Annotated in this window: 19 protein-coding genes; 8 read left to right on the top strand and 11 right to left on the bottom strand. The window is 48.5% G+C overall.

Annotated elements, in window-relative coordinates:
• Nucleotides 1-4: 4 nt before the first annotated feature.
• Both GO003_RS03140 and GO003_RS03135 read right to left on the bottom strand, forming a co-directional pair.
• Nucleotides 5-838, bottom strand: coding sequence for an MlaA family lipoprotein (locus GO003_RS03140; protein ID WP_159651723.1), 834 nt, complete (start codon nucleotides 836-838; stop codon nucleotides 5-7).
• Between the two features lie 691 nt (nucleotides 839-1,529).
• A complete protein-coding gene (locus GO003_RS03135; RefSeq protein ID WP_159651725.1) occupies nucleotides 1,530-2,240 on the bottom strand; it encodes a hypothetical protein in 711 nt (236 codons plus the stop codon).
• A gap of 268 nt (nucleotides 2,241-2,508) precedes the next feature.
• Here GO003_RS03135 and GO003_RS03130 point away from each other — a divergent pair, with 268 nt between their 5' ends.
• Both GO003_RS03130 and GO003_RS03125 read left to right on the top strand, forming a co-directional pair.
• A complete protein-coding gene (locus GO003_RS03130; RefSeq protein WP_159651727.1) occupies nucleotides 2,509-3,978 on the top strand; it encodes an ATP-binding protein in 1,470 nt (489 codons plus the stop codon).
• A 2-nt stretch (nucleotides 3,979-3,980) separates the two neighbouring features.
• Nucleotides 3,981-5,324: a sigma-54-dependent transcriptional regulator gene (locus GO003_RS03125; RefSeq protein WP_159651729.1), complete on the top strand. Its 1,344-nt coding sequence runs from the start codon at nucleotides 3,981-3,983 to the stop codon at nucleotides 5,322-5,324.
• A gap of 43 nt (nucleotides 5,325-5,367) precedes the next feature.
• On the opposite strand, the gene GO003_RS03120 is transcribed toward GO003_RS03125, so the two are convergent.
• From GO003_RS03120 to GO003_RS26370, 3 genes are all read right to left on the bottom strand, one after another.
• The gene (locus GO003_RS03120; protein ID WP_159651731.1) at nucleotides 5,368-5,820 is read right to left on the bottom strand and encodes a YaiI/YqxD family protein; all 453 of its coding nucleotides are present in this window, start codon (nucleotides 5,818-5,820) and stop codon (nucleotides 5,368-5,370) included.
• A gap of 224 nt (nucleotides 5,821-6,044) precedes the next feature.
• A complete protein-coding gene (locus GO003_RS03115; RefSeq protein WP_206444560.1) occupies nucleotides 6,045-7,373 on the bottom strand; it encodes an HD-GYP domain-containing protein in 1,329 nt (442 codons plus the stop codon).
• A gap of 10 nt (nucleotides 7,374-7,383) precedes the next feature.
• Complete coding sequence (locus GO003_RS26370; protein ID WP_159651733.1) at nucleotides 7,384-8,079, bottom strand: potassium channel family protein; 696 nt, start codon at nucleotides 8,077-8,079, stop codon at nucleotides 7,384-7,386.
• Between the two features lie 430 nt (nucleotides 8,080-8,509).
• Between GO003_RS26370 and GO003_RS03105 the strand changes: the two genes are divergently transcribed.
• The 4 genes from GO003_RS03105 to GO003_RS03090 all read left to right on the top strand — a co-directional run bounded on the left by GO003_RS03105 (nucleotide 8,510) and on the right by GO003_RS03090 (nucleotide 15,488).
• On the top strand, nucleotides 8,510-9,694 hold the full coding sequence (locus tag GO003_RS03105; RefSeq protein ID WP_159651735.1) for an efflux RND transporter periplasmic adaptor subunit: 1,185 nt from the start codon (nucleotides 8,510-8,512) through the stop codon (nucleotides 9,692-9,694).
• 6 nt (nucleotides 9,695-9,700) lie between these two features.
• Complete coding sequence (locus GO003_RS03100; protein WP_159651737.1) at nucleotides 9,701-12,850, top strand: efflux RND transporter permease subunit; 3,150 nt, start codon at nucleotides 9,701-9,703, stop codon at nucleotides 12,848-12,850.
• The gene (locus GO003_RS03095; RefSeq protein WP_159651739.1) at nucleotides 12,843-14,279 is read left to right on the top strand and encodes an efflux transporter outer membrane subunit; all 1,437 of its coding nucleotides are present in this window, start codon (nucleotides 12,843-12,845) and stop codon (nucleotides 14,277-14,279) included. The genes GO003_RS03100 and GO003_RS03095 overlap by 8 nt, the downstream gene beginning before the upstream one ends.
• A gap of 132 nt (nucleotides 14,280-14,411) precedes the next feature.
• Complete coding sequence (locus GO003_RS03090) at nucleotides 14,412-15,488, top strand: AI-2E family transporter (protein WP_159651741.1); 1,077 nt, start codon at nucleotides 14,412-14,414, stop codon at nucleotides 15,486-15,488.
• Between the two features lie 103 nt (nucleotides 15,489-15,591).
• On the opposite strand, the gene GO003_RS03085 is transcribed toward GO003_RS03090, so the two are convergent.
• The 6 genes from GO003_RS03085 to GO003_RS03060 all read right to left on the bottom strand — a co-directional run bounded on the left by GO003_RS03085 (nucleotide 15,592) and on the right by GO003_RS03060 (nucleotide 20,190).
• Nucleotides 15,592-16,491: a DMT family transporter gene (locus tag GO003_RS03085; RefSeq protein WP_159651743.1), complete on the bottom strand. Its 900-nt coding sequence runs from the start codon at nucleotides 16,489-16,491 to the stop codon at nucleotides 15,592-15,594.
• Nucleotides 16,492-16,626: 135 nt separating this feature from the next.
• On the bottom strand, nucleotides 16,627-17,580 hold the full coding sequence (locus tag GO003_RS03080; RefSeq protein ID WP_159651745.1) for a YbgA family protein: 954 nt from the start codon (nucleotides 17,578-17,580) through the stop codon (nucleotides 16,627-16,629).
• On the bottom strand, nucleotides 17,573-17,989 hold the full coding sequence (locus GO003_RS03075; protein WP_159651747.1) for a DUF1499 domain-containing protein: 417 nt from the start codon (nucleotides 17,987-17,989) through the stop codon (nucleotides 17,573-17,575). The genes GO003_RS03080 and GO003_RS03075 overlap by 8 nt, the downstream gene beginning before the upstream one ends.
• 82 nt (nucleotides 17,990-18,071) lie before the next feature.
• Complete coding sequence (locus tag GO003_RS03070) at nucleotides 18,072-18,536, bottom strand: SRPBCC family protein (RefSeq protein ID WP_159651749.1); 465 nt, start codon at nucleotides 18,534-18,536, stop codon at nucleotides 18,072-18,074.
• A gap of 2 nt (nucleotides 18,537-18,538) precedes the next feature.
• Complete coding sequence (locus GO003_RS03065; protein ID WP_159651751.1) at nucleotides 18,539-19,084, bottom strand: lipocalin family protein; 546 nt, start codon at nucleotides 19,082-19,084, stop codon at nucleotides 18,539-18,541.
• Nucleotides 19,085-19,233: 149 nt separating this feature from the next.
• Complete coding sequence (locus tag GO003_RS03060; protein WP_159651761.1) at nucleotides 19,234-20,190, bottom strand: diguanylate cyclase; 957 nt, start codon at nucleotides 20,188-20,190, stop codon at nucleotides 19,234-19,236.
• A gap of 682 nt (nucleotides 20,191-20,872) precedes the next feature.
• Between GO003_RS03060 and gnd the strand changes: the two genes are divergently transcribed.
• Both gnd and zwf read left to right on the top strand, forming a co-directional pair.
• Nucleotides 20,873-22,318, top strand: coding sequence for a decarboxylating NADP(+)-dependent phosphogluconate dehydrogenase (gene gnd / locus GO003_RS03055; RefSeq protein ID WP_159651763.1), 1,446 nt, complete (start codon nucleotides 20,873-20,875; stop codon nucleotides 22,316-22,318).
• Between the two features lie 34 nt (nucleotides 22,319-22,352).
• Nucleotides 22,353-23,837 carry a glucose-6-phosphate dehydrogenase gene (zwf, locus tag GO003_RS03050; protein WP_159651765.1) on the top strand — a complete coding sequence of 495 codons (1,485 nt, stop codon included), beginning with the start codon at nucleotides 22,353-22,355 and terminating at the stop codon, nucleotides 23,835-23,837.
• The last annotated feature ends 23 nt before the right edge of the window (nucleotides 23,838-23,860 follow it).

Genomic DNA, 23,860 nt, shown 5'->3' with positions numbered 1-23,860 from the left:
CCCATTATTCTTGCGGAGGACTGCTCAATTCAAGATGATGCGGCGTGCTGTCATCGCCTCCTCCTTCACCGAAGTCGCCATTCAGGTCATCCTCATTCAATAAATCGCCTTCTTCATCGGGTACATTGCCATCATGTATCAGATAGTTGCGGCGTTGCAGATAAGAGGAACGAATAAAATCGTAACGATCGACGGACGCTTCATCCACCATTTTTTCAGTAGAAAGCAGCCCTGCGCGTTGATCAGTGACGTCTAATGCATTGGCGGCTGATGAGGCTGCACTGACTGCCGCACCGGCAAACATGGCATAAGTAAGCGGATCCATCAACGCATCGCCCATAAGACCGGCTACACCACGTGGTGAGCTGGGGCCAAAAAACGGCAGAACCAGATAAGGACCTGATGGAACCCCCCAATAGCCTAAGGTTTGATCAAAGTCCTCATTGTTTTTAGGTAAATCGACCATGCTGGCAACATCGACAAAACCGGCAACGCCCGCAGATGTGTTGATCATGAAGCGGCTGAAATCTTTGCCCGCCTGAAGCATTTTCAGCTGAAAAACATCATTGATGATAACGCCGATATCATCAATGTTGCTAAAAAAGTTGGTTACACCCTGGCTGACAATATCCGGTGTAATCGTTTCATAACCTTTGGCAACCGGTTTCAATACATACCGGTCGACGCCATCGTTAAAATCATGTGTGCCACGGTTCCAGCCTTCCCATGGGTCATCCGGATTAGTTGGATTTGAACTGCAACCGTTAAGTAATGCAGCTAAAAATACGGCACTGATTGACGTTAGGATGGGTTTGTGAATCAAACGACGTGTAGTCATAGCGGTATAAAGTCCTGTTAAAAATAAAACTTGGTAGTCAGTTTAGGCGATATCTCAGAATAAATATACTCAAATGGTGTCGAATCTTTGTTTGGCTACAAGGTGTAAAAGCAGGGGGCGACTTGCGCATACAGATGTTCTCGATAAGAATTATTTTTATTTAAAATCAGTCGTTTAAAGCGGAAATATATTTTTTAAGCTTGAGTTTAAAGCTTAAACAGTGGTGAGTTTCCAATCAACTCCGGAAACTATTTAACGAATTATTAAAACGGTTCAGCTTCATTTAATGCAACTGTTTTTCAGGATAACAGGAAAAACACATTATTCTTGCTGTTATCAATTGATAATACTCACTTTCAATGCTCTCGAAAATCACGAAAAAAAGCGGGTAGTTATTTGGGAGTGGTTTGCCAGAGTGTCACAAAAAGGTATGGTCATGCGGAGGCTGAATGGCGCTTTTCATCTCAGGGGTGTATTTATCAGGGAGTCTATAAAATATTTAAAGAGGATCCGTTTACTCTTTTCATGCTGAAAAATCGTTCGACTTTGTTAATGGTGCAGTATTTGCATGTTAATGACCATCGTGAAGCCGTCCCTGTAGCTCTCTGCTACATCCCTGTTGCAGAAGTTTTTTCAATCAACCAACTACACCCAGTAAAATTGGAAGAAGTGAGCAGGCACCAACGCTTGTTTAAAAGGCATACACCATACGCCAAGAGCCTAACCATTCGGTATTTTTACCGTCAGTTTGGCTAACGCCTATGCCAAATTGCAGGGTCGCATTCTGGTTAAAATCCCAATGTACCTGGGGGGTCAGAAGGTATTTCCAGTGTGAGTGTTCTTCAAACTCGGTGTTTAATTCAATACCCAATGTCAGTTTTTCCGAATAATCATAAAATACGCTCGAGTTAAAGATACCTGCATACTTGCCGTTTTTCTCAAAATCATCACGCCGCAAACCCAGCATATTAAATGTGCTGATGCCTGAGTTCCAGCGGTATCCAGCCAGATAAAGCCAATCAGCGCTATATTTTTGCAAGTGCCTGTCGTGGTAAAAAAGCATTTGCCAGCCATGTATAAAATGGTTATTCAATAGCGTACCTATTGTTCCCTGCAAGCCCAATTTGTATTCGCTCAACGATAAATTATCGAAGGGTAATTCAAATTCAATTGCATAGTCATCCAAAAAACCGAATTCAAATTCAGGGGCCCACTCTGTGGAGCCATTTCTGAGCGAATGGCTGACCAGAACGTTGGCTTCAGCTTCACCTTGCTTGACGCCAAGCGGCCTCACCAGGTCAAACACCATGGGTTCCGGAATATGAGGGGCTCCGCTACTAATGGCTGCATCGCCGGGATCATTAGCCGGTGTAGCTGCTGATGAAAAAGAAATACAGGACAAAATAAGAGCACAGCTTATCTGAAAAAAGTATCCCGCTGCAAAGGCGGGGCGTCTGAAGGGAAATGGCATAAAAGAATAAAATTTTTGAGTGAATTCAGGCAGCAGTCAAATCATGTTTGGCTAAAGTAAAGCAAAGGGTATGCCATAAAAAAATGGGATTTTGTAGCCGGTGTATAAGCAAATAACGAAGCTAACTAATAAATGATTGTTGTATTTTGCAACATACCTGTTTCAAAATACGTCACTTTAATGATTTCCGGCGTTGCGCATGTCTATCGTTCAAAAGCTGACACTTTCCCTGGTCGCAATGAGTTTCTTTGTCTTCGGTATCTACGGTGCAATTCATTTACGTGCTGAGCGCCAGGATTTGCGAGTTACGATGGAACAAGAAACGCAAATTTTAGCGTCCAGTATTCAGGTATCTGTAGAAAATGCTTTGCGCGATCAGCAGTTAGACGATGTGCAGAAATTACTTCAACAATTGGAACGTATTGATCCGGCTATTCATATTCGTGTTTATATCAGTGATAACCAGGTGATTCATTCCGATGCGGAAATCCGAGACTGGCCTGATAGCCTTGAGGATACCCTCTTACAGATTGCCCGTAAGGGTGAAACAAGCCTGTTGTATTTTCCGGAAGATCAACCCAAGCTCTTGTTTTTTTCACAGCCTTTTATCGACCGGAAAAACGTGACTCTCGGAAATCTGACGGTTGTTCGTTCATTGGAGCCCATGAATCGGGACTTACAGGCTACAGAGCGCACTATTTTGATAACGCTGGCAAGTTTTGTTCTGGTGACATCAGGGCTTTGTTTTGTGTTGGTACGTCTGACTGTTGCAAGGCCTCTCAAACGGCTTGGTCAGGGAATGCGTGATTTTAGGGATGGTAATCAACCGCCGTTACCTTTGCCTGTAGCGGGTAATGATGAACTTGCCCGGGTGACCCTCGAGTTTAACCGGATGATAGCTGAGCTCGGAGAAGCTTATCGGCAATTGGAAGTCGAAACGCAACACAAACGTGGGTTGCAGAGAGCGCTGCAGAATGCCGATAAATTGATTACGATCGGACAGCTTTCGGCCGGTTTAGCCCATGAAATCGGCACGCCGCTGCAAATTATCAACGGAAGAGCCAGGGCTCTGATTGAATCCGATACCCCCCCAGACGATATTCGTCGTATTGCTGAAATATTGGTCGCTCAAACAGACCGGATGACGCGTATCGTGAAACGCCTTTTGGATTTTGTGCGCTATCGTCCTCTTGATCCGGCTCTTTGCGATGTGGCCGTTGTTATAACCGAAGTGTTGGACATGTTGACTTATGAGGCGCGTAACAAAGACATCGCGTTGAAATTCAATCAAGCCGATGATTTGCCCCGGGTCAAGATCGATAAAGATGGCATTCAGCAGATTGTGTTGAATCTGGTCAGTAACGCGTTGGCAGCCGGATCCCCCGGCGGAGGCATCGAAGTTGATTTACATCAAGACCTCATGTTAAAAGCCGGATCGAACCTTCCCGCCTTACGTCTCAAGGTAAGCGATACCGGAAAAGGCATAGCGCCCGAACATTTGACTCAGCTTTTTGAGCCCTTTTTTACCACTCGAGCTGATTGTGGAGGAACCGGTTTGGGGTTAGCTGTGGTAAAAACGATTGTGACTGAAATGGGTGGATCTGTGGCTGCTGAGTCAAGGTTAGGTTTAGGAAGTTGCTTTACCGTTGACATTCCATTAAGGGCATAGGCATGAGTGATAAACAAATCCGCTTGTTAGTCATCGATGACGATGCCGCCATGGTTGATTATCTGGTGGACATGTTGCTGTTGGCGAAATATAAAGTAGTAGGCTTTACTGAAGCGGAAGCGGCTCTGGATGCCATAACCGAACAACCATTTGATCTGGTCATTTCCGATGTGGAAATGCCCGGAATGCGAGGGCTGGATTTAATGGCGGCAATTCATCTGCGTCGCCCCGAACAATTGGTTTTATTAATAACAGCCTTTGGCAGCGTCGATTTGGCCATGCAGAGTGTCAGGGCCGGTGCTTGCGAATTTATCGCCAAACCTTTTCGTATAGAGGAATTGTTAACGGCTATTGATCGTAACTTACAGGACAGGCAAATGCGCCGTACCGCTGTGAGGTTAGGATCAATGCATGGCAAAAGTAACGGTTCCGTGTTTATAGCCAGAAGCCCGGGTATGCAGCAAATGTTGAAGTTGGCTGAACGGGCTGCAGCTGTCGATTCAACGGTGTTGTTAACCGGTGAGAGTGGCACTGGAAAGAGTGCGGTAGCGCGTTGGATGCACGATTTGAGCCCTCGCAGGCATGGCCCGTTCATAGCAATCAATTGTGCGGCCCTACCGCATTCGCTGGTTGAAAGCGAATTGTTCGGTGCGAAGAAGGGGGCTTATACCGATGCACGGCAGGACCGGGTCGGATTGTTCGAGCAAGCCGATTCTGGGACATTGTTTCTTGATGAAATTGCAGAATTGTCTTTGGAAGTTCAACCTAAATTGCTGCAAGTGCTCGAAACAGGAAAAGTGCGTGCTTTGGGTGATAACCGTGAGAAAGCTATCAATGTCAGGCTGATTGCTGCGACACACCAACCCCTGGAGCAGAGGATTAACGAGCGCTTATTTCGTGCTGATCTTTATCATCGCCTGAATGTGATCAATCTCACCATTCCGCCCCTGCGAGAACGCAAAGAAGATCTTGATGAGTTAGTCAATTCATTGAACCGGCGCATCAGTTTGCGGATGGGCAAGCCACCGGTTCTTATTTCAACTGAAGTTTTACGTTGGATTCGTGCTTATCATTGGCCGGGCAACGTTCGTGAACTGGCTAATATTCTGGAACGGGCTATCGCACTGACAGAGCACGATACGTTGTTGTTGGAAGATTTGGCACAAGCATCCCAGCTTCCGGAAGCCGAAGGTTTTTTGCAAAATGCATTACAACAAGGGTGGACTTTACAAGATGTTGAGCGGGCATATATCAATTATGTGCTGGAGAAAACTGCCGGTAACAAAATACAGACGGCCAAATTGCTGGGTGTCGATCGCAGTACCTTATACAGAAGGCTGGGCTAGCGGATAGCACATCGTCGGCAATAAATCTGATTCGGAGATTACTTTAATTTTTTCCGAATTGTGCCAGAAACTTATCCAGTTGGTTGGCAAACGCCTGTATATCTCGGGAATTTAATGCAGACGGTCCGCCGGTATCGATTCCGCTACCGCGCAGCGTATCCATGAAGTCGCGCATGTTCAACCGCTCTTTGATGTTGTCCAGGGTATAGCGTTCGCCGCGAGGATTGATTGCGTGACCGCCCTTGCCAATCACATCGTGCGCTAACGGAATGTCGCCGGTAATGACCAGGTCGCCTTCGCTCAAACTTTTGACAATTTCGTTATCGGCTTCATCGTAGCCTGATCTGACCTGCATGAATTTAATATAGCGCGAGGGCGGCGTTTGAATAAACTGATTTGCGACCAGGGTCGTGATGATCGTAGTGCGTTCCGCCGCTCTGAACAAAATGTCTTTGACCGCTTTAGGACAGGCGTCCGCATCAACCCATATCTGCATAAATAAACCTTAATCAGAAAAAATGTAGTCATTATTCAACGTTGGGTTGCTTGCTTTTCGCAACCTAACCATTAACCCAACCCAATGGCCTTGAAATGTTGGGTTGGCTATCGCCAACCGCAACCTACGCGGCGCATCACCTTGGTTTTGTTGCTCCGCTGAATAGTTAAAAATGTAAATCTCCCCGTGCATGATAACGGTAAAAGCAGTATCGGCTGAACGGATCAACCGAAATTTTCTTCTAGCAGCTCGCCGATATCGCCTTTAAAGTAATATTGGACAATTCGTTTAAGTTCGCTTCTCGCTTCCGCTTCATGATTACTGTAGGTGTCATAAAGCGAGGGTGCGATTGCGCCGAACAGTTCCAGCAATTTTGGGTCGAACTGGCTTCCTTTCCCGTTCTGCAGTATTTCAAAAGATTTATCCAAGCTGAATGCGGATTTGTAGGGGCGTTCCGAAGTGAGTGCATCAAACACATCAACGATGGAAAAAATACGTGCCGAAAGAGGTATTTCCTCTCCTTTCAGTCCTTTTAGATAACCTGTGCCATCAAATTTTTCATGGTGATTACCGACTACTTCACCGGCATCCTTAAGCCATTGGCAGTTGTTTACAATGTCCAGGCCGTGCTGAACATGGGTTTTCATTATCTCGAATTCATCCGTATCAAGTCGGCCTTCCTTGAGCAGAACGTTATCGCGGATGCCGATCTTACCGACATCATGTAGAAAAGCGCCTTTGATCAGTGTGCGGATAGCCGAAGGCTCAAGCCCAGCCGACTCGGCAAGTCGGACCGCATAGATGGTCACTCTGAAATTATGCGCATCGGTATCGCTGTCGCGCTTGGCGATAGCGCTGCCCAGTCCTTGAGCGGTTTCCAGGTTGGCATCGAGCAAGTTAATCGATAAACGGCTGAGTCCGTCCAGCAATCGCCTGATAACCGGGTAATGCAAAGCCGAGACCAGGATGATAATCAAAATAGAAACACCGACCGATCGGGCAATATTGCCCCAGAACCTGGACATGACTTCGGGCTTGATGGCATAGACGCCCCGAATCATGCCCAATAAATGACCGCTGTCATCCTCGATCAGCATGAGGGTTGCGAAGCTGGGCTGAGGATAAATGCGGCTCAGGGGTTTGATGCTGAGTTTCTCATTGCCTTTTGGGGCTATCTGACGATTTGCGGCATCAATCAGCAATTCCCTATCGGGATAATCAGGGTCGGTTAATCGAGCTAATTCGCGGTCTTCCGGATCCCGGACCGATACCCAGACAAAGCGGCCCAAACTACTTTGCGGAGCGATATTTTTCAAATCGTCCAGCGCAGTCTGGACAACGGTTTGCCAAGGCGCTTTGCTCATTTGAGCAATGTCCTGAACTCGCATCTTCAATAACTCGCTACCCAAGCGGCTTCGTTCAGCTATGGCGTCATTGAGGTTATTTAATTCTCGAATAAAAACGAAACTACCCACCACTATGGAAATGAGTATTGCCAGCATCAGCAAGCGCTTGACCAGCTTGGTATGAAGAGAATTTGCTCTGGTATGCATAACGGGTTCTTTAACCTTTTCTTCTCTGCGAACTGTATACGCCTACCAGACTGGCGACCATGACGGCCAGATAAAATTGGCCAAGGACCGCTTCCAGATAAGCCAGTGTTCTAACCAGACCGCCCGTTGGCGTGATATCGCCATAGCCAAGGCTGGCCAGCGTCACAAAACTGAAATAGAGCAGATCAGGAAATTGTTCCTTTTCTTGTGCTGTGATATTGCCTGTAAATGTAGCCAAATCAAACAAGAGCAAAAGTTTATACAACAGAGCCCAGATCAAGCCTATCAAAAGATAAACGCAAAAAGCACCCGCCAGTGAATTGGGGTCGGCTTTATGTAAAAGGAAGACATTACGCGCAGCAATCCAGCAGCTCAAGACACAGAAAGTCAACATCAGTACTATCCCCAGCACCTCTTGAAAGAAGTGGGTTCCATTAAAAGCGCTGATGCCGACGATGGCGGTGATGCCGATAACCAGGAGTACTCCAATCTGGAACACACGGCGTGATGCCGCTAAACTCCAGATCGAAACAAGCATGAACACACTGAATAGCAAGGTCATGGAATAACGTTCCATGCCTGAAAATTGATGAGTGACCGGAACGGCCAATAGCGTAAAGAGCAATCCTGCCAATAAAAACCAGAAATTACCGCCAGAGCTTGGTTTCTCAGGACTGATTTCCTTTCTAACCGTTTCAGTGTTCACGTGTTCAGCCTCTTTATGCGTTCCGGTTAAAACGTTACGTAATGATAATCAGGATTTGGCGAAGCATAATGTCCGCACTTATCTGTAATGGGGCCCGATTTATTTAGCCCCAGCAAGAAAATTCAATAGTACTTTAGTTTTGGTGGGGTATTCCCGGTTGCCGAGTTTACTCCATAGGCTCTAAAAACTCGATAAAGCATGACTCGACTGCTTGATTACGCTGAAAATAGTAATGGATCATTACAGGGGAAATGGTTAACAATATCAACACAGATTCCGCAGCTTTATAATGGCATGAATTGTCTTCGTTGATACACTCCCGGTTTTATAAAGTGACGTTATGTTTCCAGCACCATTTGTAACAAAACAAACTAGTCTTTAGCCAAATCATCCGTTATTCAATCGTTCATTTTCGACAAGGGCACGTCGCATGAAAGTAATACTAACCCGTTTGACAGACCGGCAATCCGATCATCAGCCGAAGAGGTCTATCTGTTCGCTGGCACTGATGTTGGTCTTTATGACTACCGCTTGTGAAAAGGAAAAACAGATACAGGCTCCGCCACCGCCAGTCGTCCAAGTCACGGAAGTGCAGCAAAGGAATGTGCCTGTTTATCAGGAATGGGTGGGCTCTCTTGACGGTATGGTGAATGCGCAAATTCTGGCCCAAATATCCGGCTACCTGATCAAACAGCATTATCAGGAAGGGCAGCGAGTCAAAAAAGGTCAGTTGCTCTATGAAATAGATCCCAGAGTTTTTCAGGCTGCACTGGATGGCGCCCGCAGCAATTTAGCCCGGCAGGAAGCCCTGTTGAAAACGGCACGGCTGGATATGGACCGGGTACAGAGACTGTTGCCGGAAAAAGCCGTGAGTGTGCGTGATCGTGACAATGCCGTAGGCCGAGAGGCTTCCGTTCTGGCTGAAGTGATGGCTGCCAGATCCGCGGTTGACAGTGCGCAGCTTCAGCTCGGTTTTACAAAAATAACTTCGCCTATCGACGGCATTGCCGGTTTGTCAAAAACGCAACTCGGCAATCTGGTGGGCCCCGGCAGTTCCAATGCGGTACTCACCACGGTTTCGCAGGTCGACCCTATTAAAGCCTTTATTCCGCTTAGCGAGCAGCAGTATCTTGAGTTTGTCCGGGAGCGTCAGAACGGCGGGGAATCGAAGCAGGACCGGCCCTTGGAACTCATCTTAGCCGATGGCTCAACCTACCCGCATCCGGGGAAATTTTTCTTTGCTGACCGTCAAGTCGACGTTAGAACCGGTACGATTCAGGCCGCCATTCTATTCCCCAATCCCGGTAGTTTTCTCCGTCCGGGGCAATACGCGAGAGTGCGTGCGATAGTCAAAAACAGGGAGGGAGCGCTATTGGTCCCTCAGCGGGCGATCATTGATATGCAGGGTCGGAAACTGGTTGCCGTCGTCAACGCTGACAACACCGTGGCAATACGCCCGGTAGTAACGGCTGAAAATGTCGATACCCTGATTGTCGTAGAGCAAGGACTGCAAGTGGGTGAACGGGTTATTGTGGAGGGCATTCAGAAAGCCCGGGCAGGTGCCAAGGTCGACCCCAAACCTTATGCGGATGTCTCCGCTGCCTCTGGGAGTTAACCCGCCATGGCCAAATTTTTTATTAACCGGCCGATCGTGGCAATCGTGATTGCCATCTTAATGGTCATGATCGGACTGGTATCCATGGCTGGCTTGCCGATCGCCCAGTTTCCCGATATTGCGCCTCCAGAAATCCAGGTCACTACTACTTATACCGGTGCTGATGCGGTTACGGTGGAACAGTCCGTTGCTACGCCTATAGAACAGCAGATGTCCGGTGTGGATAACATGAATTACATGTATTCCATCAATGCCAACAACGGACAGATGACTTTACGGGTGAACTTTGACGTAGAGACTGATGCGAATACCGACCAGGTGCTGACGCAAATGCGTAAATCACAGGCAGAATCACAACTGCCTCAGGATGTGCGCAATTTCGGCGTCAACGTGCTTAAGTCGACCGCCTCGCCACTGATCATGTTCGCGCTTTATTCACCCAAAGGCAGTTACGACAATATCTTTCTGGCCAATTACGCCTACATCAACATCAACGACCAGATGACCCGGGTCAAGGGTATCGCCAGTGTTACGGTATTCGGTGCCGGGCAATATGCGATGCGTATCTGGGTAAAACCTGACCAGCTTGCCAAGCTCAATATCACGATTCCGGAGATCATCAGCGCCGTTCAAGCCCAAAACAATGTGAACCCGGCGGGTAAAGTCGGTGCCGAGCCGGTGCCGCAGGGCCAGGACTTTACTTATGCGGTGCGGGCTCAAGGGCGTCTGCAGACCGAGGAGGAATTCGGCAACATCGTACTGCGCGCGGAGCCCAATGGTTCGATAGTCAGGATCAAGGACGTGGGACGCATCGAACTGGGTGCTCAAACCTATGATCTGGTCGGACGTCTGAACGGCAAGCCGGCCGCTTTGATTGCGCTATACCAGTTACCGGGTTCAAACGCCATTGATGCGGCTGAAGGCGCAAAAAAAACCATGGAGGAGTTGAAAACACGTTTTCCTGATGATCTGGAATATGTGGTTGCTCTGGATACCACGCTGGCCGTAACCGAGGGTATCAATGAAATCGTGCATACCTTGCTGGAAGCCTTGGTACTGGTTATTTTGGTGGTCTTTTTGTTCCTGCAAGGCTGGCGGCCAACCCTGATTCCTTTATTGGCGGTGCCGGTATCGCTGATCGGCACTTTTATGCTGTTTCCTGTACTGGGTTTTTCGATCAATACATTGTCGTTGTTCGGATTAGTATTGGCCATCGGTCTGGTGGTGGATGATCCCATTGTCGTGGTCGAGTCGGTGGAGCATCATATCGAAAATGGACTCAGTCCCAAAGAAGCCACGCTCAAGACCATGGAAGAAGTAACAGGCCCCATTATTGGTACTTCTCTGGCACTGATTGCTGTATTTTTGCCGACAGTGTTCATACCGGGCATCACTGGCAAGCTGTATCAGCAGTTTGCCGTGACCGTCGGCGTATCCGTGATGATCTCGACATTCAATTCACTGTCTTTGAGCCCCGCTTTGGCCGCATTGCTTTTAAAGCCTCGTGTGCGTGGAACAGGTCCGGTGCAGAAGTTTTTTGACGGCTTTAACCGCTGGTTCGGGGTTGCTAACAAAGGTTATGTAAGTTTTTGTGCGGTGCTGATTCGCAAAACCATCATCAGCATGATTTTTCTCGGCATCTTGACCTTTATTACGGGCGGCCTGGGAAAAAACGTACCTATGGGTTTTTTGCCCGATGAAGATCAGGGTTATCTGTATGCCGGTATTCAGCTTCCTAATGTTTCGTCTTTGCAGCGTACCGATGAAGTTAGCCGACAAGTTGAGGAAATTCTAAAAAATACCCCCGGGGTTGCTTATTACTCGTCGGTTATCGGCTACAACATGCTGAGTCAGGCCACTACCACCTACAATACCTTCTTTTTCATCTCGCTCAAGAACTGGGCCGAGCGCACCAAACCCGAAGAGCAATATTCGGCCATCAAGGCGCATCTGAATAAGGAATTGTCCCAGTTGCCCGGCGCGATCGGCTTTTCTTTTCCGCCACCTGCGATTCCAGGAGTGGGCACTTCGGGCGGCGTGACAATGATTGTCGAAGACAGAGCCGGGAAAGATGTGGCCTATCTTGCTGAAAATACCGAAAAATTCATTGCCGAAGCGAAAAAACGGCCTGAAATAGCCGGATTGTTCACTACCGGGCTACCCTCGGTTCCGCAAATCTTTGTCGATGTGGACCGGGACAAAGTGCTCAAACAAGGAGTTCAGCTGTCTGATGTTTACAAGACTTTGCAGGCTTACATGGGCAGCGGGTTTATCAATTACTTCAATCGTTTTGGGCGGCAGTGGCAGGTCTATGTGCAGGCCGAAGGCGAATACCGCAAGGATACCCAATCGTTAGGCCAGTTTTATGTGCGTAACAGTGAGGGCAATACTGTGCCGTTGGAAACGCTGACCAGTATCCGCAAGACCGAAGGGCCGGAATTTACCATGCGCTACAACCTGTTTCGAAGTCAGCAGGTCAGCGCCACAGCGAATCCCGGATACAGCTCGGCTCAGGTGATGAAGGCCATGGAAGAGGTCTTTGCCGAAACGATGCCGACCGACATGGGCTATGACTATATCGGCATGAGCTACCAGGAAAAAAAGGCCCAAGAGGGCGTATCTCCTGCGGTGGTCTTTGCTTTTGCTATTTTCTGCGTCTTTTTGATTTTGGCTGCGCTTTATGAAAGCTGGAGTTTGCCGTTCAGTGTCTTGTTGGGTACGCCGATAGCTATTTTCGGTGCCTTCGCAGGTTTGATGGTCGGCCACTACGAGAATAATCTGTATGCACAGATCGGCTTGGTCATGCTGATAGGTCTTGCTGCAAAAAATGCGATTCTTATCGTTGAGTTTGCCAAGATGGGAGTTGAGGAAGGTAAAAGCGTTTACGACGCCTCTCTGGAAGCGGCGCGATTGCGGTTACGCCCGATTATGATGACCGCATTGTCGTTTATTCTGGGATGTCTGCCTTTGGCGGTTGCCAGTGGAGCCGGAGCCTTGTCTCGCCGGGTCATGGGTTATGCGGTTATCGGGGGCATGACTGCGGCCACTTTCATTGCTATTTTTCTGATCCCTGTTCTTTTTTATGCAGTAGAGACCTTGGCAGGCAGTAAAAAATCAGAATTACCGGCAGCAGGTGAGGAGAGCGATCATGAGTAAATTGATTGTTGGTGCGCTTGCTCTCAGCTTGACCGGATGCTTTATGGTGGGTCCGGATTATGAGAAACCGAAGATCGAGGCCCCGGCACAATGGCGGTTTGCCGCTGAAGATGCCCGTGAAACGGCTAATCTGCCCTGGTGGGAACAGTTGCATGATCCGGTGCTGAATCAGTTGGTCGATCAAGCATTGATGAATAACCTGGATCTCAAGGTTGCGATAGCCAATGTCGAGCAGTTCATGGGCGTATACGGCGCTACCCGCGCCAGTCTGTTTCCGCAGATATTCGGTCAGGCAGGTTATGATCGCCGCCAACCCAGCGGTGAAGCGACCGGTTTTGGCGGAAAAGTGCCTGATACCGATGCAGCCCAGTTAGGCGCCACGATGTTTTGGGAGCTGGATGTCTGGGGGCAATTGCGACGGGCCAAGGAAGCTGCAGGCGCTGACTTGCTCGCGCAGGAATCAGCCAGGAATGCGGTCGTCTTGACCTTGGTGAGTTCCGTGGCTCAAACCTATATTGTGCTTCGCGCTCTGGACCGGCGCCTGGAAATAACCCGGCAAACCGTTGATTCTCTGATCGAGGAAAACCGGATTGCCAAAGCGCGTTTTGACATGGGGTATTCGTCGGAAATCGAAGTGAGTCAGTCAACATCGGAACTTGAACGCCGCCGCGCACTGATTCCTCTTTTTGAACAGCAGGTTGCCCAGACTGAACATGCGTTGAGCCTTTTGCTGGGCAGGCCTCCCGGCGCTATCGATAGAGGCCTGACACTGGATGAATTGGCTCCGCCCCCAGTACCGGCCGGGCTTCCTTCCGAACAGTTGATTCGCAGGCCGGACATCCAGCAGGCGGAACAAAATCTGATTGCGGCGAACGCCCGCATCGGTGTTGCGCGAGGCGAATATTTCCCGAAAGTTTCGCTCACCGGCGATATAGGTCAGGCAAGTATGGAAGTGGCTCAATTGTTTGTTCCTGGGGCTAACTTTTGGACTATCGGTAGCCGTTTGCTTGGGCCGATTTTTACAGCAGGAAGGGTTGCAGGTCAGGTGCAAGCAGCTGAAGCAGGGCAGCAAGCCGCTTTGGCCAGCTACCAAAGAGCTATTCTTGCTGCATTCAGCGAGTTTGAGGACGGTCTGGTCGCCAGTGCCAAATCCAACGAGCAACAAAGTGCGCAAGCCCGGCGGGTGGAAGCCTTAGAAAATTATTTGCGCCTGTCCCGGATACGCTATGACGAGGGGTATACCTCTTATCTGGAAGTGCTGGATGCGCTGCGCCAATATTACGAAGGTCAAATCGAACTGGTTCAGGCCCGCAGTGATACGTTTGTCGCTCTGATTCAGTTGTATAGAGCCATGGGCGGCGGCTGGATCGTTGAGGCGGAACAAAAAGCCTTGGTGCCGAAACCCAAAGAAGCCTCGTTTTTTCCATAACGGTCCAACTAACGCCGTGCAAATAGACGCCCTCTCTCTCTGGGAGAGGGCTGGGGTGAGGGGAGGCAAATGGCTAAGTTATTTTATGCTTATTCCTAACCTGATTTTTGAAGACTACTTATGGGTATTCCTATGACAAACGATACTTCTTCTGTTTCTACCGAGGACTTTACGCGGAAAGCAGTGGAATCGGCCATTAAGATCGGCCTTATTTTTCTGTTGGTATCCTGGTGTTTTCAAATTGCCAGTCCTTTTATCAATCCGCTGGCCTGGGGAATCATTATTGCGGTTGCCCTGTATCCACTTCATCAATCACTGTCGGCCATGCTGGGTGACCGGGAAAAGCTTTCTGCCGTATTGATAACGACCCTGTTGTTGCTCATCATTCTTGGGCCTTGTGTTTTTTTGGCAGGGATGTTGACTGAAAATATCCAGGAACTGACGCATAAATTTCAACAGGAAGGTTTCTCCATTCCTGCGCCCCCGGAAAAGGTGGCAGCCTGGCCTTTGATAGGAAAGCCCCTATTTAATTTTTGGCAGCTAACCGCAACAAACCTGGCCGATTCGGTCAAACAATTTGCGCCACAGATTAAGTTGATCAGTAAATGGCTGCTCTCCTCCGGGGCTTCAACGATCCTGGCTATTTTGCAATTGATTGTGTCGGTGATTATCTCCGGTACGCTTTGGGTGTACGGCAAGGGCGGGCATCATCTGGCTTTGGCCATCGGCAAGCGCATTGCCGGAACACAGGGTGAGGAATTAAGCGTCTTATGCACTTCCACGATTCGCGGCGTGGCGCGCGGCGTTTTGGGGGTTGCTTTGATTCAGACCCTGCTGGCGGGTGGAGCCTTCTTTGTGGCAGGTATTCCCGGTGCTGGCATTCTGACGATTCTGTGTTTGTTTATCGCCATTGTGCAACTGCCTACTTTGATCCTGTTTGTGCCGTGTATCATTTATGTCTTTACCGGACACGACACCTTATTTGCAACGGTATTCATGGTTTGGATGCTGGGCGTTGGATTTATAGATAATATCTTGAAACCCATTTTAATGGGCCGCGGACTTGATCTGCCAATGATCATCGTCTTTATTGGCGCGATAGGCGGCATGCTGTTTTCCGGAATCATCGGGCTGTTCGTTGGTGCCGTTGTGCTGGCGCTGGGCTATAAATTATTTATTTCCTGGTTAAAAGGTCCAAGCTTTGCTTAGGTCAAGAGGGGGTCTAGGGCGATTCCTGGCAAGGCTTACGCCATCCCTCAAAGCCACATAAAAGTTCAAACTGGGAATTGCTGGGCGATAGGATCTGATTTCGTCAAACTCGCTTTTTTAATAGTGCTTTCTGCCGCTTGCGTCCGGGCAGGCTGCCCTGATGCAGCAACAAGGCGCTCATGATTAATGCGGTGCCGGTCAGCACTTTGGAGCTTAACGGTTCGTGGTTCACAGCATTGCCCAGCAGTAAGGACAAGATGGGCGTGAGTAATGTAATCAAGGCAACCTGGGTTGCGGGCAAATGGGTGAGGACGTAGTAATAAAGCGCAAATCCCACCGTCGTTGCGATAGCGCCAAGATATATTATTGAAACCAGGCTGGTTACCGGCAAGGTCTCAGGCCATTGTCCGTCCATGCCAAACCAGGTCGCAAGATAGAGCGGCACTGCGATTAACAGACCGCCTGTCACTTGGCAAACTGCCGGTAGTTGGCTGTTGACGCGCTTGATCCAGACTGAGCTGGCTGATTGCAGGAAGGCCGAAAACATCACTGCAGCAATGCCTAATGCTGATTCCCGGCCGATTTCCAGCGCTGATCCGAACATCACCATCAAACCCGAAAAGCCGATCAGGTAAGCTGAAATTTTCGTCGGACTCAGGCTTTTTTCAGTCAGCCAGACGGCGGCCATTAAAGCTGTCATCATGGGTGTTAACCCAAATATCACAGAGATCCAGCCGGATGGAATAAATTGGGCCGCCCAATAGGTTGACAGCATGGCACCATAGATTTGCAAGGCAACGGCCAGATAGGTCGACAGTGCTTTAGCCGTTAAGGGCAGTTTTTGCCGCATCACCAGCAGGACCGGTAACATGCAGGCCAAGCCAATCACCATGCGGCCCATCGCGCCGAATAAATAACCCGGGCCTTCACCGCTCCATTTGATGGCTAGCGGCGTGGTTGACCACAGTAAAACCAGAGCGAAAAAAGCTAAAGCTACACGCACTATAGATTGCCCGGTTGGTCCGTCTGAAATACATCCCTATAGGCTCTATGCCAGCATCCATGCTGGTAAAGCCTTTGCCGAACAACCCGTTGCCTCCTTGGGCACTGCCGAAATTTGGAGTGCGAAAGGTATAATTCAAATTTCATTGAGTACGGTCAACTCTTGCGGATAGGGCGTCATGTAGTAAGACTGCTCGATAAAAGGGTCAGGTTGTCTTCGAAAATGATGTCTGAGCAAAGTGATAGGGACAATCAGCGGCAGTTGGCCCAGGCGGTAGCGTTCAATCGTTTCGCACAATTCGGCTTTATCATCGCTTTCCAGGGATTTTTTTAAATAACCCTGGATATGCTGAAGCACATTCACATGGTTGCCCGGCGTTGCCGTTTTTTTCAGGCAGAGCATCAATTGAGCACCGTATTCGGGCAGGATCTGGTGGATATTTTTTTTATCCGCGCTGGCTGCCAACCGGCCTAATTCGCGGGCACTGTTTTGATCGTGGCTCATCGCTATCAATTTATGGCGGGCATGAAATTCGGTAAGTGCTCTTGGAGTGGCGGATGCTTCGTTCAACTGTTTCCAGCGATACATGACATACACGCGCTGAATAAAATTCTCCCTCAGTCTGGGATCACCAAGACGGCCTTCTTCTTCCATAGGCAACAGCGGAAAATGAGTTTTCAGGTGTTGGGCAAATAAACCGGTACCGTTACGGTCTGCAAAATCATTTCTGTAGATTTTGACCCGTTCCATTCCGCAGCTGGGCGAGTCTTTTTTTAATATGTAGCCGCACAAACCCGCCAGCCAATCGTGTTGTTTTTCCGCGCAGTTGTTTAAGCTGTCGGTAACGTCAACAGAATGATCTTTGACTACAACACAACGAATGCCTTGGTCGGTATGTCTCAACTGAATCGGGGGTCTGGGCGTACCCATGCCGCTTTCAACTTCAGGACAAAAAGGCACGAACTGGAAGTATTCTCCCAGCGTTTTACGCACATAGTCGTTGCTTTTGTGGCCGCCGTCATAACGGACGGCTTCCCCCAGCAAACAACTGCTGATACCCACCGGTATTTTTTGAGGATGGCTATTCATGCCGGTTTTTCAGATCAGGTTGAACCAGGCTTCGTTGCATATGTTCCTTGATGGCGAGCACCCTTTTAAGATTTACGCCGAAATCGTAATAACCGACCCGTGATGCGGAACGAAGATGAATCAGCTTGTTGGTTCCATCCAGCCGCGCTTCGACATCGTCGGTGAACTTCAGCAGGGGTGTTTGAAATGTCGCGGATAAATAATCAGGCAATACTTTACCCAACTTACCCCCTTCAGCTTTGATGACTTGCTGCAAAAGCGCCCAGGCTTTTTGTGGATCTTGATTGCCAATCGATATGGGTGCGACCTGACCGTTTTCGGTGCTGACACAATTGGGTGAGCCGGGACAATCCTGTAACGGGCCGCTGACAAGTGTTGCCTGCGATTCTGCTTGAGATATGCGTGACATAAATAAGACTGCCTCCAATCCAAAAGCGATGACTAAGAAAGCGATTAATGTGGTTTTGTTCATAGTGAGTAAAAATTTAGCGTTATTGCGGTGAACCCCAGCGGGCATGCAGATAATCCCGCCGGGTATCGAATATCTGGTTCAGTTTCCGGGCTATCAGCAAGCGATGAACGAGCCGCCCGAACCAGCCGAACGGCATCACGTAGAAGATAATGTCTTCCATGATGACGCCTTTCTCTAAGGGTGTTAAAGCCACTTCGTGGCTTAAAAATTTAAACGGGCCAACGCGTTGTTCGTAGACAAAGCGTTTGTATTCATCGCAATGGCTGACTTCGGAAAGCCAATCCATTGGCAGGCCAAATACGGCAATCATTTTATAGCTGACCATCAAACCACTGTAGATGCGTTCGGGCACTTTGGAGGTAATGCTGACATGAAAAAAATCCGGGGTTATCTGGTTTAAGTTGTAAGGCGAGGTAAAAAAGTCCCAAGCCTCATCCAGCTTCATATCAAGCGCTTGCCTGCGATAAAACTGATAAATTTTCATGGTTATTCAGTATTGGATTGATTATGCACGGGCTGATGTTCAACATAGATCAGCTGATCGGTAGCAAAACCCAGCGATTTGGCTTTGGCGACCAGTCTGTCGACAATCGTCTTATCCAGTTCAGGTTGTCTGGCCAGAATCCATAGATAATCCCGATCCGGTCCGGCAATCATCGCATAGCTGTAATTTTCCTTATCCAGGTCAATAATGTTATAGCCGCCGTAAAAAGGGCCGAAAAAAGAGACCTTCAAGCTGCCTTGCTGCGGCGAGCCGGTAAAATACGCGCGCCCCTCAGCCCTATCCCGTCGGCCTTTTTCGGTATTGTAACCGCTGTTAATTACTTTTAAACCGCCATCCTCTCTTAAGCTGTATTCGGCTGAAATATGAGTCAGTCCCCGTTCGAAACGATGATCCAGCCGGGCAATCTCATACCATTTACCCAGATAACGCTGCACGTTAAAATCGTCAACAACACTGATGCCGTCAGGAACGCCCACACAGCCTGAAATGAGCAGGCTCAATAGAAAAAAACAGGTTTTTATAGCCATAAAACTCCTCGGTGGTTAAAGGGGAAAAGCAGGCAAAGATTTTAAGTCGAGACAATAGTGATACGCCTGGGTGTCTATCTATACCAGCGGATCATGGATTTTGCAAAGCCTGGATTTTTGGAAAAAATTAACGGGCTGTTGATAGTGGCTCAGGGTTGAGTTTCGCGGCGGCGGCTGATGACACAATTGCGGCCTGCGCTTTTTGCTGTGTATAAGGCTTCATCGGCAGCGGCGACAAATTCTCTGGAGCTCATGCCTAATTGGGGGATAAAAGTACAGTAACCTATGCTGACTGTTATAGCGCCGGAGATAGGTGATTTGGCATGTGTAATGTTTAACGATTCAATCTTAAGCCGCAGTTGTTCGGCAAAAATATCGGATTGAAGTTCGGTAATGTTGCACACCAAAATCACAAATTCTTCACCTCCGTAACGTGCCACAAAATCGGAAGCTCGCCTTAAGCAGCTTCCCAAGGTTTTGGCCACTGTCCGTATACATTCATCTCCATTCAGGTGACCATAAAAATCGTTGTATTGTTTGAAATAATCGATGTCGACGATGAAAAGCGAAAGCGACAAACGGCTTCGCAGCGCAATATTCCATTGAATTTTGTGTTGATTGTCGAAATAACGGCGATTGAAAATACCCGTAAGCGGGTCCAGGTTATTTAAAATGCGCAGATGTTCGTTATCTGATTGCAACTCTTCTTTTTGTTGTCTTAACCGGTGTATTAACAAGATCTGTGAGCTCACATCGCGCTGCATGCCTATAAAGTGAGTCAGTGTGCCGGTTTTGTCATGTACTGGGGAAAGGCTTAATTCATTCCAGAACATCGAGCCGTCTTTTCGATAATTACGCAGCGTTACCAGGCAAAATTCACCGTTAAACAAAGCGCCTCTTATCAATGCCAGTTCAGGCTGCTTACGGTCGCTCCCGCACAGAAAACGGCAGTTTTTTCCCAGCGCGTCATCGGCCCTATAACCGGTTAGCCGCTCAAAAGCCGCATTCACAAAGATCAGCGGAAAATCATCCTGCCTCATATCAGCAATACTGATGCCGTCACGTGAATCTTTAACGGCTTGTTCGATGATTGTTGAATCGATCATTGAGGACTCTTAAAAAGTTAAGACTTGATTTGGATATCGGCTAATCAGCGGCTACATAAGTTATAAGACATATTTCCCTGGAAAGCGGCAGCGAATAACCCGACTGACAAGAACTTTCAATAATCGGGACTTAATTTCAGAGAATATCTTTAACGGAAACTATAAAGTGAAGACGTACGAATGTATAGATACATTTTTTGTAACTACTCGCCTGCTTTGAATTGAGGGTTTAGATAATTGATTTAAATAGGCTATTTTGCTCGTCTTCGGTTTTTCAGGTAACCGGCAGGGCTGCGCTTTTTTGTGAGTCCGGACATAAACGACAGGCTACTTCTTTCTGACAGAAAAATTGTATGGATTCCTTAATGTGCGGGCAATGCCGCCAAGTTAAGCCCATCGCAATGAATCGATAGGCCGGGCCATGCCCGCTCCTACAAAATACGCTTAACTTAACAGTATTTGGGGGCGAGGATATCGGCAGCATGGAAACTGCCGTCAAGCCGCCATGGACGTTTTCTCGACGGTCCTCGACAAGCGCAGCCGGCAACTATAACCAAGTCGAACGATTTTTCAGTATTAAAAGAGTCAGCGGCATAATAAGCGGGCATTGATTTGTAATGAGTCAAACCGGGTCCGGCATGGTATATTTGTGACAATTTTCACAAAAGAGTTGATATACAAAATGAAAGCGAATATCGGTTTAATCGGCTTGGCCGTAATGGGGCAAAATCTGGTACTAAACATGAGCGATCACGGCTTTAAAGTAGCAGTTCATAACCGAAGTCCTGATAAAACCGAGGATTTTCTGAATGGTCCGGCAAAAGACAAAGGCATTATAGGCGCGTACTCTTTAGACGAATTATTAAGTAGCCTGGAATTACCCAGAGTTGTCATGCTGATGGTCAAGGCCGGTGAGGTTGTCGACCATTACATTGAGCAGCTGGTACCTTTAATGACAGCAGGCGATATTATCATTGACGGCGGTAATTCGTTGTTTACCGATACCAATCGCCGTACCAAAGCACTTAAAGAAAAAAATATTCTCTATATCGGTACGGGCGTATCCGGCGGGGAAGAGGGCGCCCGGAACGGACCTTCTATCATGCCGGGCGGCAATCCGGATGCCTGGGAGCGCGTCAGAGCCATTTTTCAGTCTATCAGCGCACAAGTTGATAATCAGCCTTGCTGCCAATGGGTGGGCGATAACGGCGCCGGGCACTATGTCAAAATGGTCCATAACGGTATTGAATACGGCGACATGCAGCTTATCTGCGAAGCCTATCAATTGCTATCCGAAGGTCTGGGGCTGTCAGCCGATGAATGCGCCGGCATATTTGCGCAATGGAATCAGGGCGAACTCAGTTCCTATTTGATCGAAATAACGTCGAACATCATGGCCTATAAAGATACCGACGGCGCACCTTTGCTGGAAAAAATTCTGGATACGGCCGGCCAAAAAGGCACCGGCAAATGGACCGGTATCAATGCGCTGGATCTGGGCATACCTTTGACGCTTATCGGAGAATCGGTGTTTGCACGCTGCCTGTCAGCCATGAAAGATGAACGCGTTCGCGCGGCAGAGCGTTTGCCTAAACCGGTCAAAAGCTACACCGGCGATAAACAAGCCATGATTGATGCCATTCGTGATGCGCTCTATGCTTCCAAGATTATTTCCTACGCGCAAGGTTTCCGCCTGATGCGGGAGGCGGCGGCTGAATATCAATGGTCCTTGAATTATGGCGAAATCGCTTTGATGTGGCGCGGCGGTTGTATTATCCGTAGCGCTTTCCTGAACGATATCAAAGCCGCTTATACTGAAAACCCGCAGTTGGAAAATCTGCTGCTGGCAGATTTTTTTGTCAATGCCATGCAGCAAACCGATGGTGGTTGGCGTAAAGCTGTCATTGCCGGTATCGAACTGGGCATTCCAACACCTGCATTTTCCAGTGCTTTGGCTTATTATGACGGTTACCGTACGGCCCGCTTACCGGCAAATCTGTTGCAGGCGCAACGTGACTATTTCGGTGCGCATACATACGAGCGGACGGATCAACCCCGAGGCCAGTTCTTTCATACCGATTGGACAGGTTACGGCGGTAAAACCGCATCTTCCACTTACACGGTGTAATGCCTGACGATTACTTCCTATTAGAGTCTCTTATATGACTGCTGACCCCTGTACTTATGTCATTTTTGGCGCGACCGGCAATTTGTCTCGCGTCAAGCTCATGCCTGCGCTTTATCATCTGGAGATGGAAAATAAGTTGCCAGAAGGCACGCGTATCGTTGCCATTGGCCGCCGTCCCTGGGATAGGGCAAAATGGTTGAGCGAAGTCAGGGACATGATAGAGGATAAAGCCTGGGATACGCTGGATGAGGCTCAGTTTACCCGCTTCAGCGAACGTCTGTTTTATCATCGCGGTGATATTGATGATTCGGTGTGTTACACGCAATTGGCCGAATTGCTGAATGAACCCCAGTTTCAAAAAAACATGGCGTTTTACCTGGCGATTAGCCCGGGTGACTTTGGCAATGTCATTGAACAGCTCAGTCTTGTCAACATGCTGGATGAGGAATACGGCTGGCGCCGGGTTATTATTGAAAAACCTTTCGGTTATGATTTGGAAAGCGCGCAGTCATTGCAAAGACGCATCAGCCGCTACCTGTCTGAAGAACAGATTTACCGTATCGATCATTATCTGGGTAAAGGCATGGTTCAAAACGTGCTGGTATTCCGCTTTGCCAATGTCATGCTGGAGCCCTTGTGGAACCGGAACTATATCGACCATATCCAGATTACCCATTCCGAGGAATTTGGGATTGAATCGCGCGGCGGCTACTATGACGCGGCTGGAGCGATGCGCGATATGCTGCAGAGCCATTTGATTCAGTTGATGACGCTGGTAGCCATGGAGCCACCCGCGACTATGGAAGCGGAAGCACTGCGTGATGAAAAAGTCAAAGTGCTGAAATCTATCCGGGCTATCCCTAAATCGGCTGTTCATGCCCATGCATTCAGAGGGCAATACAGCAAAGGTACACTTGACGGTAAAAAAGTTAAAGGTTATCTGGAAGAGGAAAATATTCCGCAAAACAGCATCACCGAAACCTATGCGGCGATGAAGTTATACATTGATAACTGGCGCTGGCGCGGCGTGCCTTTTTATCTGCGTACCGGCAAACGTCTGGCCAAGGGGCAATCAACCATAGCCATTTGTTTCCGGCATCCGCCGCTGAATTTTTTTCGGGATACCAAAATCAAGACCATGAATCCGAATTGGGTCTTGATGGGTATACAGCCCGAGGAATGCATACGGATTGAAATGACCGTTAAAGAGCCCGGCCTGGAAATGCGCACACGTACCAGTAGTCTGGATGCCAGTTTCCGTAATTCGCATGAAAAACCGGTAGACGCTTATGTCGATTTGTTGCTGGATGTGATGGTGGGTGACCGGTCGTTATTTCTACGATTTGATGAAGTCGAATACGCCTGGCGCATCGTGGAACCGATTCTGCAAACCTGGGCAGTTGAGCGTGACTACATCGCAACTTATCCTGCAGGTTCGTGGGGCCCGGCCGAGAGCCGTCGATTATTTGAAAAAGAAGACCAATACTGGCGCTGCTCTTTAACGCCTGAATGTAATTAATCCATTTGACGCCTCCTTGCTGA

Origin of the sequence: Methylicorpusculum oleiharenae, from assembly GCF_009828925.2 — a bacterium.
Classification (GTDB): domain Bacteria; phylum Pseudomonadota; class Gammaproteobacteria; order Methylococcales; family Methylomonadaceae; genus Methylicorpusculum; species Methylicorpusculum oleiharenae.
Note: the sequence above shows the minus strand (reverse complement) of the source record. Positions and strands in the feature narration are given on the sequence as shown.

Coding starts and splice junctions, on each gene's coding strand:
- GO003_RS03140 (WP_159651723.1), bottom strand. CDS start 838: ATGACTACACGTCGTTTGATTCACAAACCCATCCTAACGTCAATCAGT.
- GO003_RS03130 (WP_159651727.1), top strand. CDS start 2,509: ATGTCTATCGTTCAAAAGCTGACACTTTCCCTGGTCGCAATGAGTTTC.
- GO003_RS03125 (WP_159651729.1), top strand. CDS start 3,981: ATGAGTGATAAACAAATCCGCTTGTTAGTCATCGATGACGATGCCGCC.
- GO003_RS03120 (WP_159651731.1), bottom strand. CDS start 5,820: ATGCAGATATGGGTTGATGCGGACGCCTGTCCTAAAGCGGTCAAAGAC.
- GO003_RS03115 (WP_206444560.1), bottom strand. CDS start 7,373: ATGCATACCAGAGCAAATTCTCTTCATACCAAGCTGGTCAAGCGCTTG.
- GO003_RS03105 (WP_159651735.1), top strand. CDS start 8,510: ATGAAAGTAATACTAACCCGTTTGACAGACCGGCAATCCGATCATCAG.
- GO003_RS03100 (WP_159651737.1), top strand. CDS start 9,701: ATGGCCAAATTTTTTATTAACCGGCCGATCGTGGCAATCGTGATTGCC.
- GO003_RS03095 (WP_159651739.1), top strand. CDS start 12,843: ATGAGTAAATTGATTGTTGGTGCGCTTGCTCTCAGCTTGACCGGATGC.
- GO003_RS03090 (WP_159651741.1), top strand. CDS start 14,412: ATGACAAACGATACTTCTTCTGTTTCTACCGAGGACTTTACGCGGAAA.
- GO003_RS03080 (WP_159651745.1), bottom strand. CDS start 17,580: ATGAATAGCCATCCTCAAAAAATACCGGTGGGTATCAGCAGTTGTTTG.
- GO003_RS03075 (WP_159651747.1), bottom strand. CDS start 17,989: ATGTCACGCATATCTCAAGCAGAATCGCAGGCAACACTTGTCAGCGGC.
- GO003_RS03070 (WP_159651749.1), bottom strand. CDS start 18,536: ATGAAAATTTATCAGTTTTATCGCAGGCAAGCGCTTGATATGAAGCTG.
- GO003_RS03065 (WP_159651751.1), bottom strand. CDS start 19,084: ATGGCTATAAAAACCTGTTTTTTTCTATTGAGCCTGCTCATTTCAGGC.
- GO003_RS03060 (WP_159651761.1), bottom strand. CDS start 20,190: ATGATCGATTCAACAATCATCGAACAAGCCGTTAAAGATTCACGTGAC.
- gnd (WP_159651763.1), top strand. CDS start 20,873: ATGAAAGCGAATATCGGTTTAATCGGCTTGGCCGTAATGGGGCAAAAT.
- zwf (WP_159651765.1), top strand. CDS start 22,353: ATGACTGCTGACCCCTGTACTTATGTCATTTTTGGCGCGACCGGCAAT.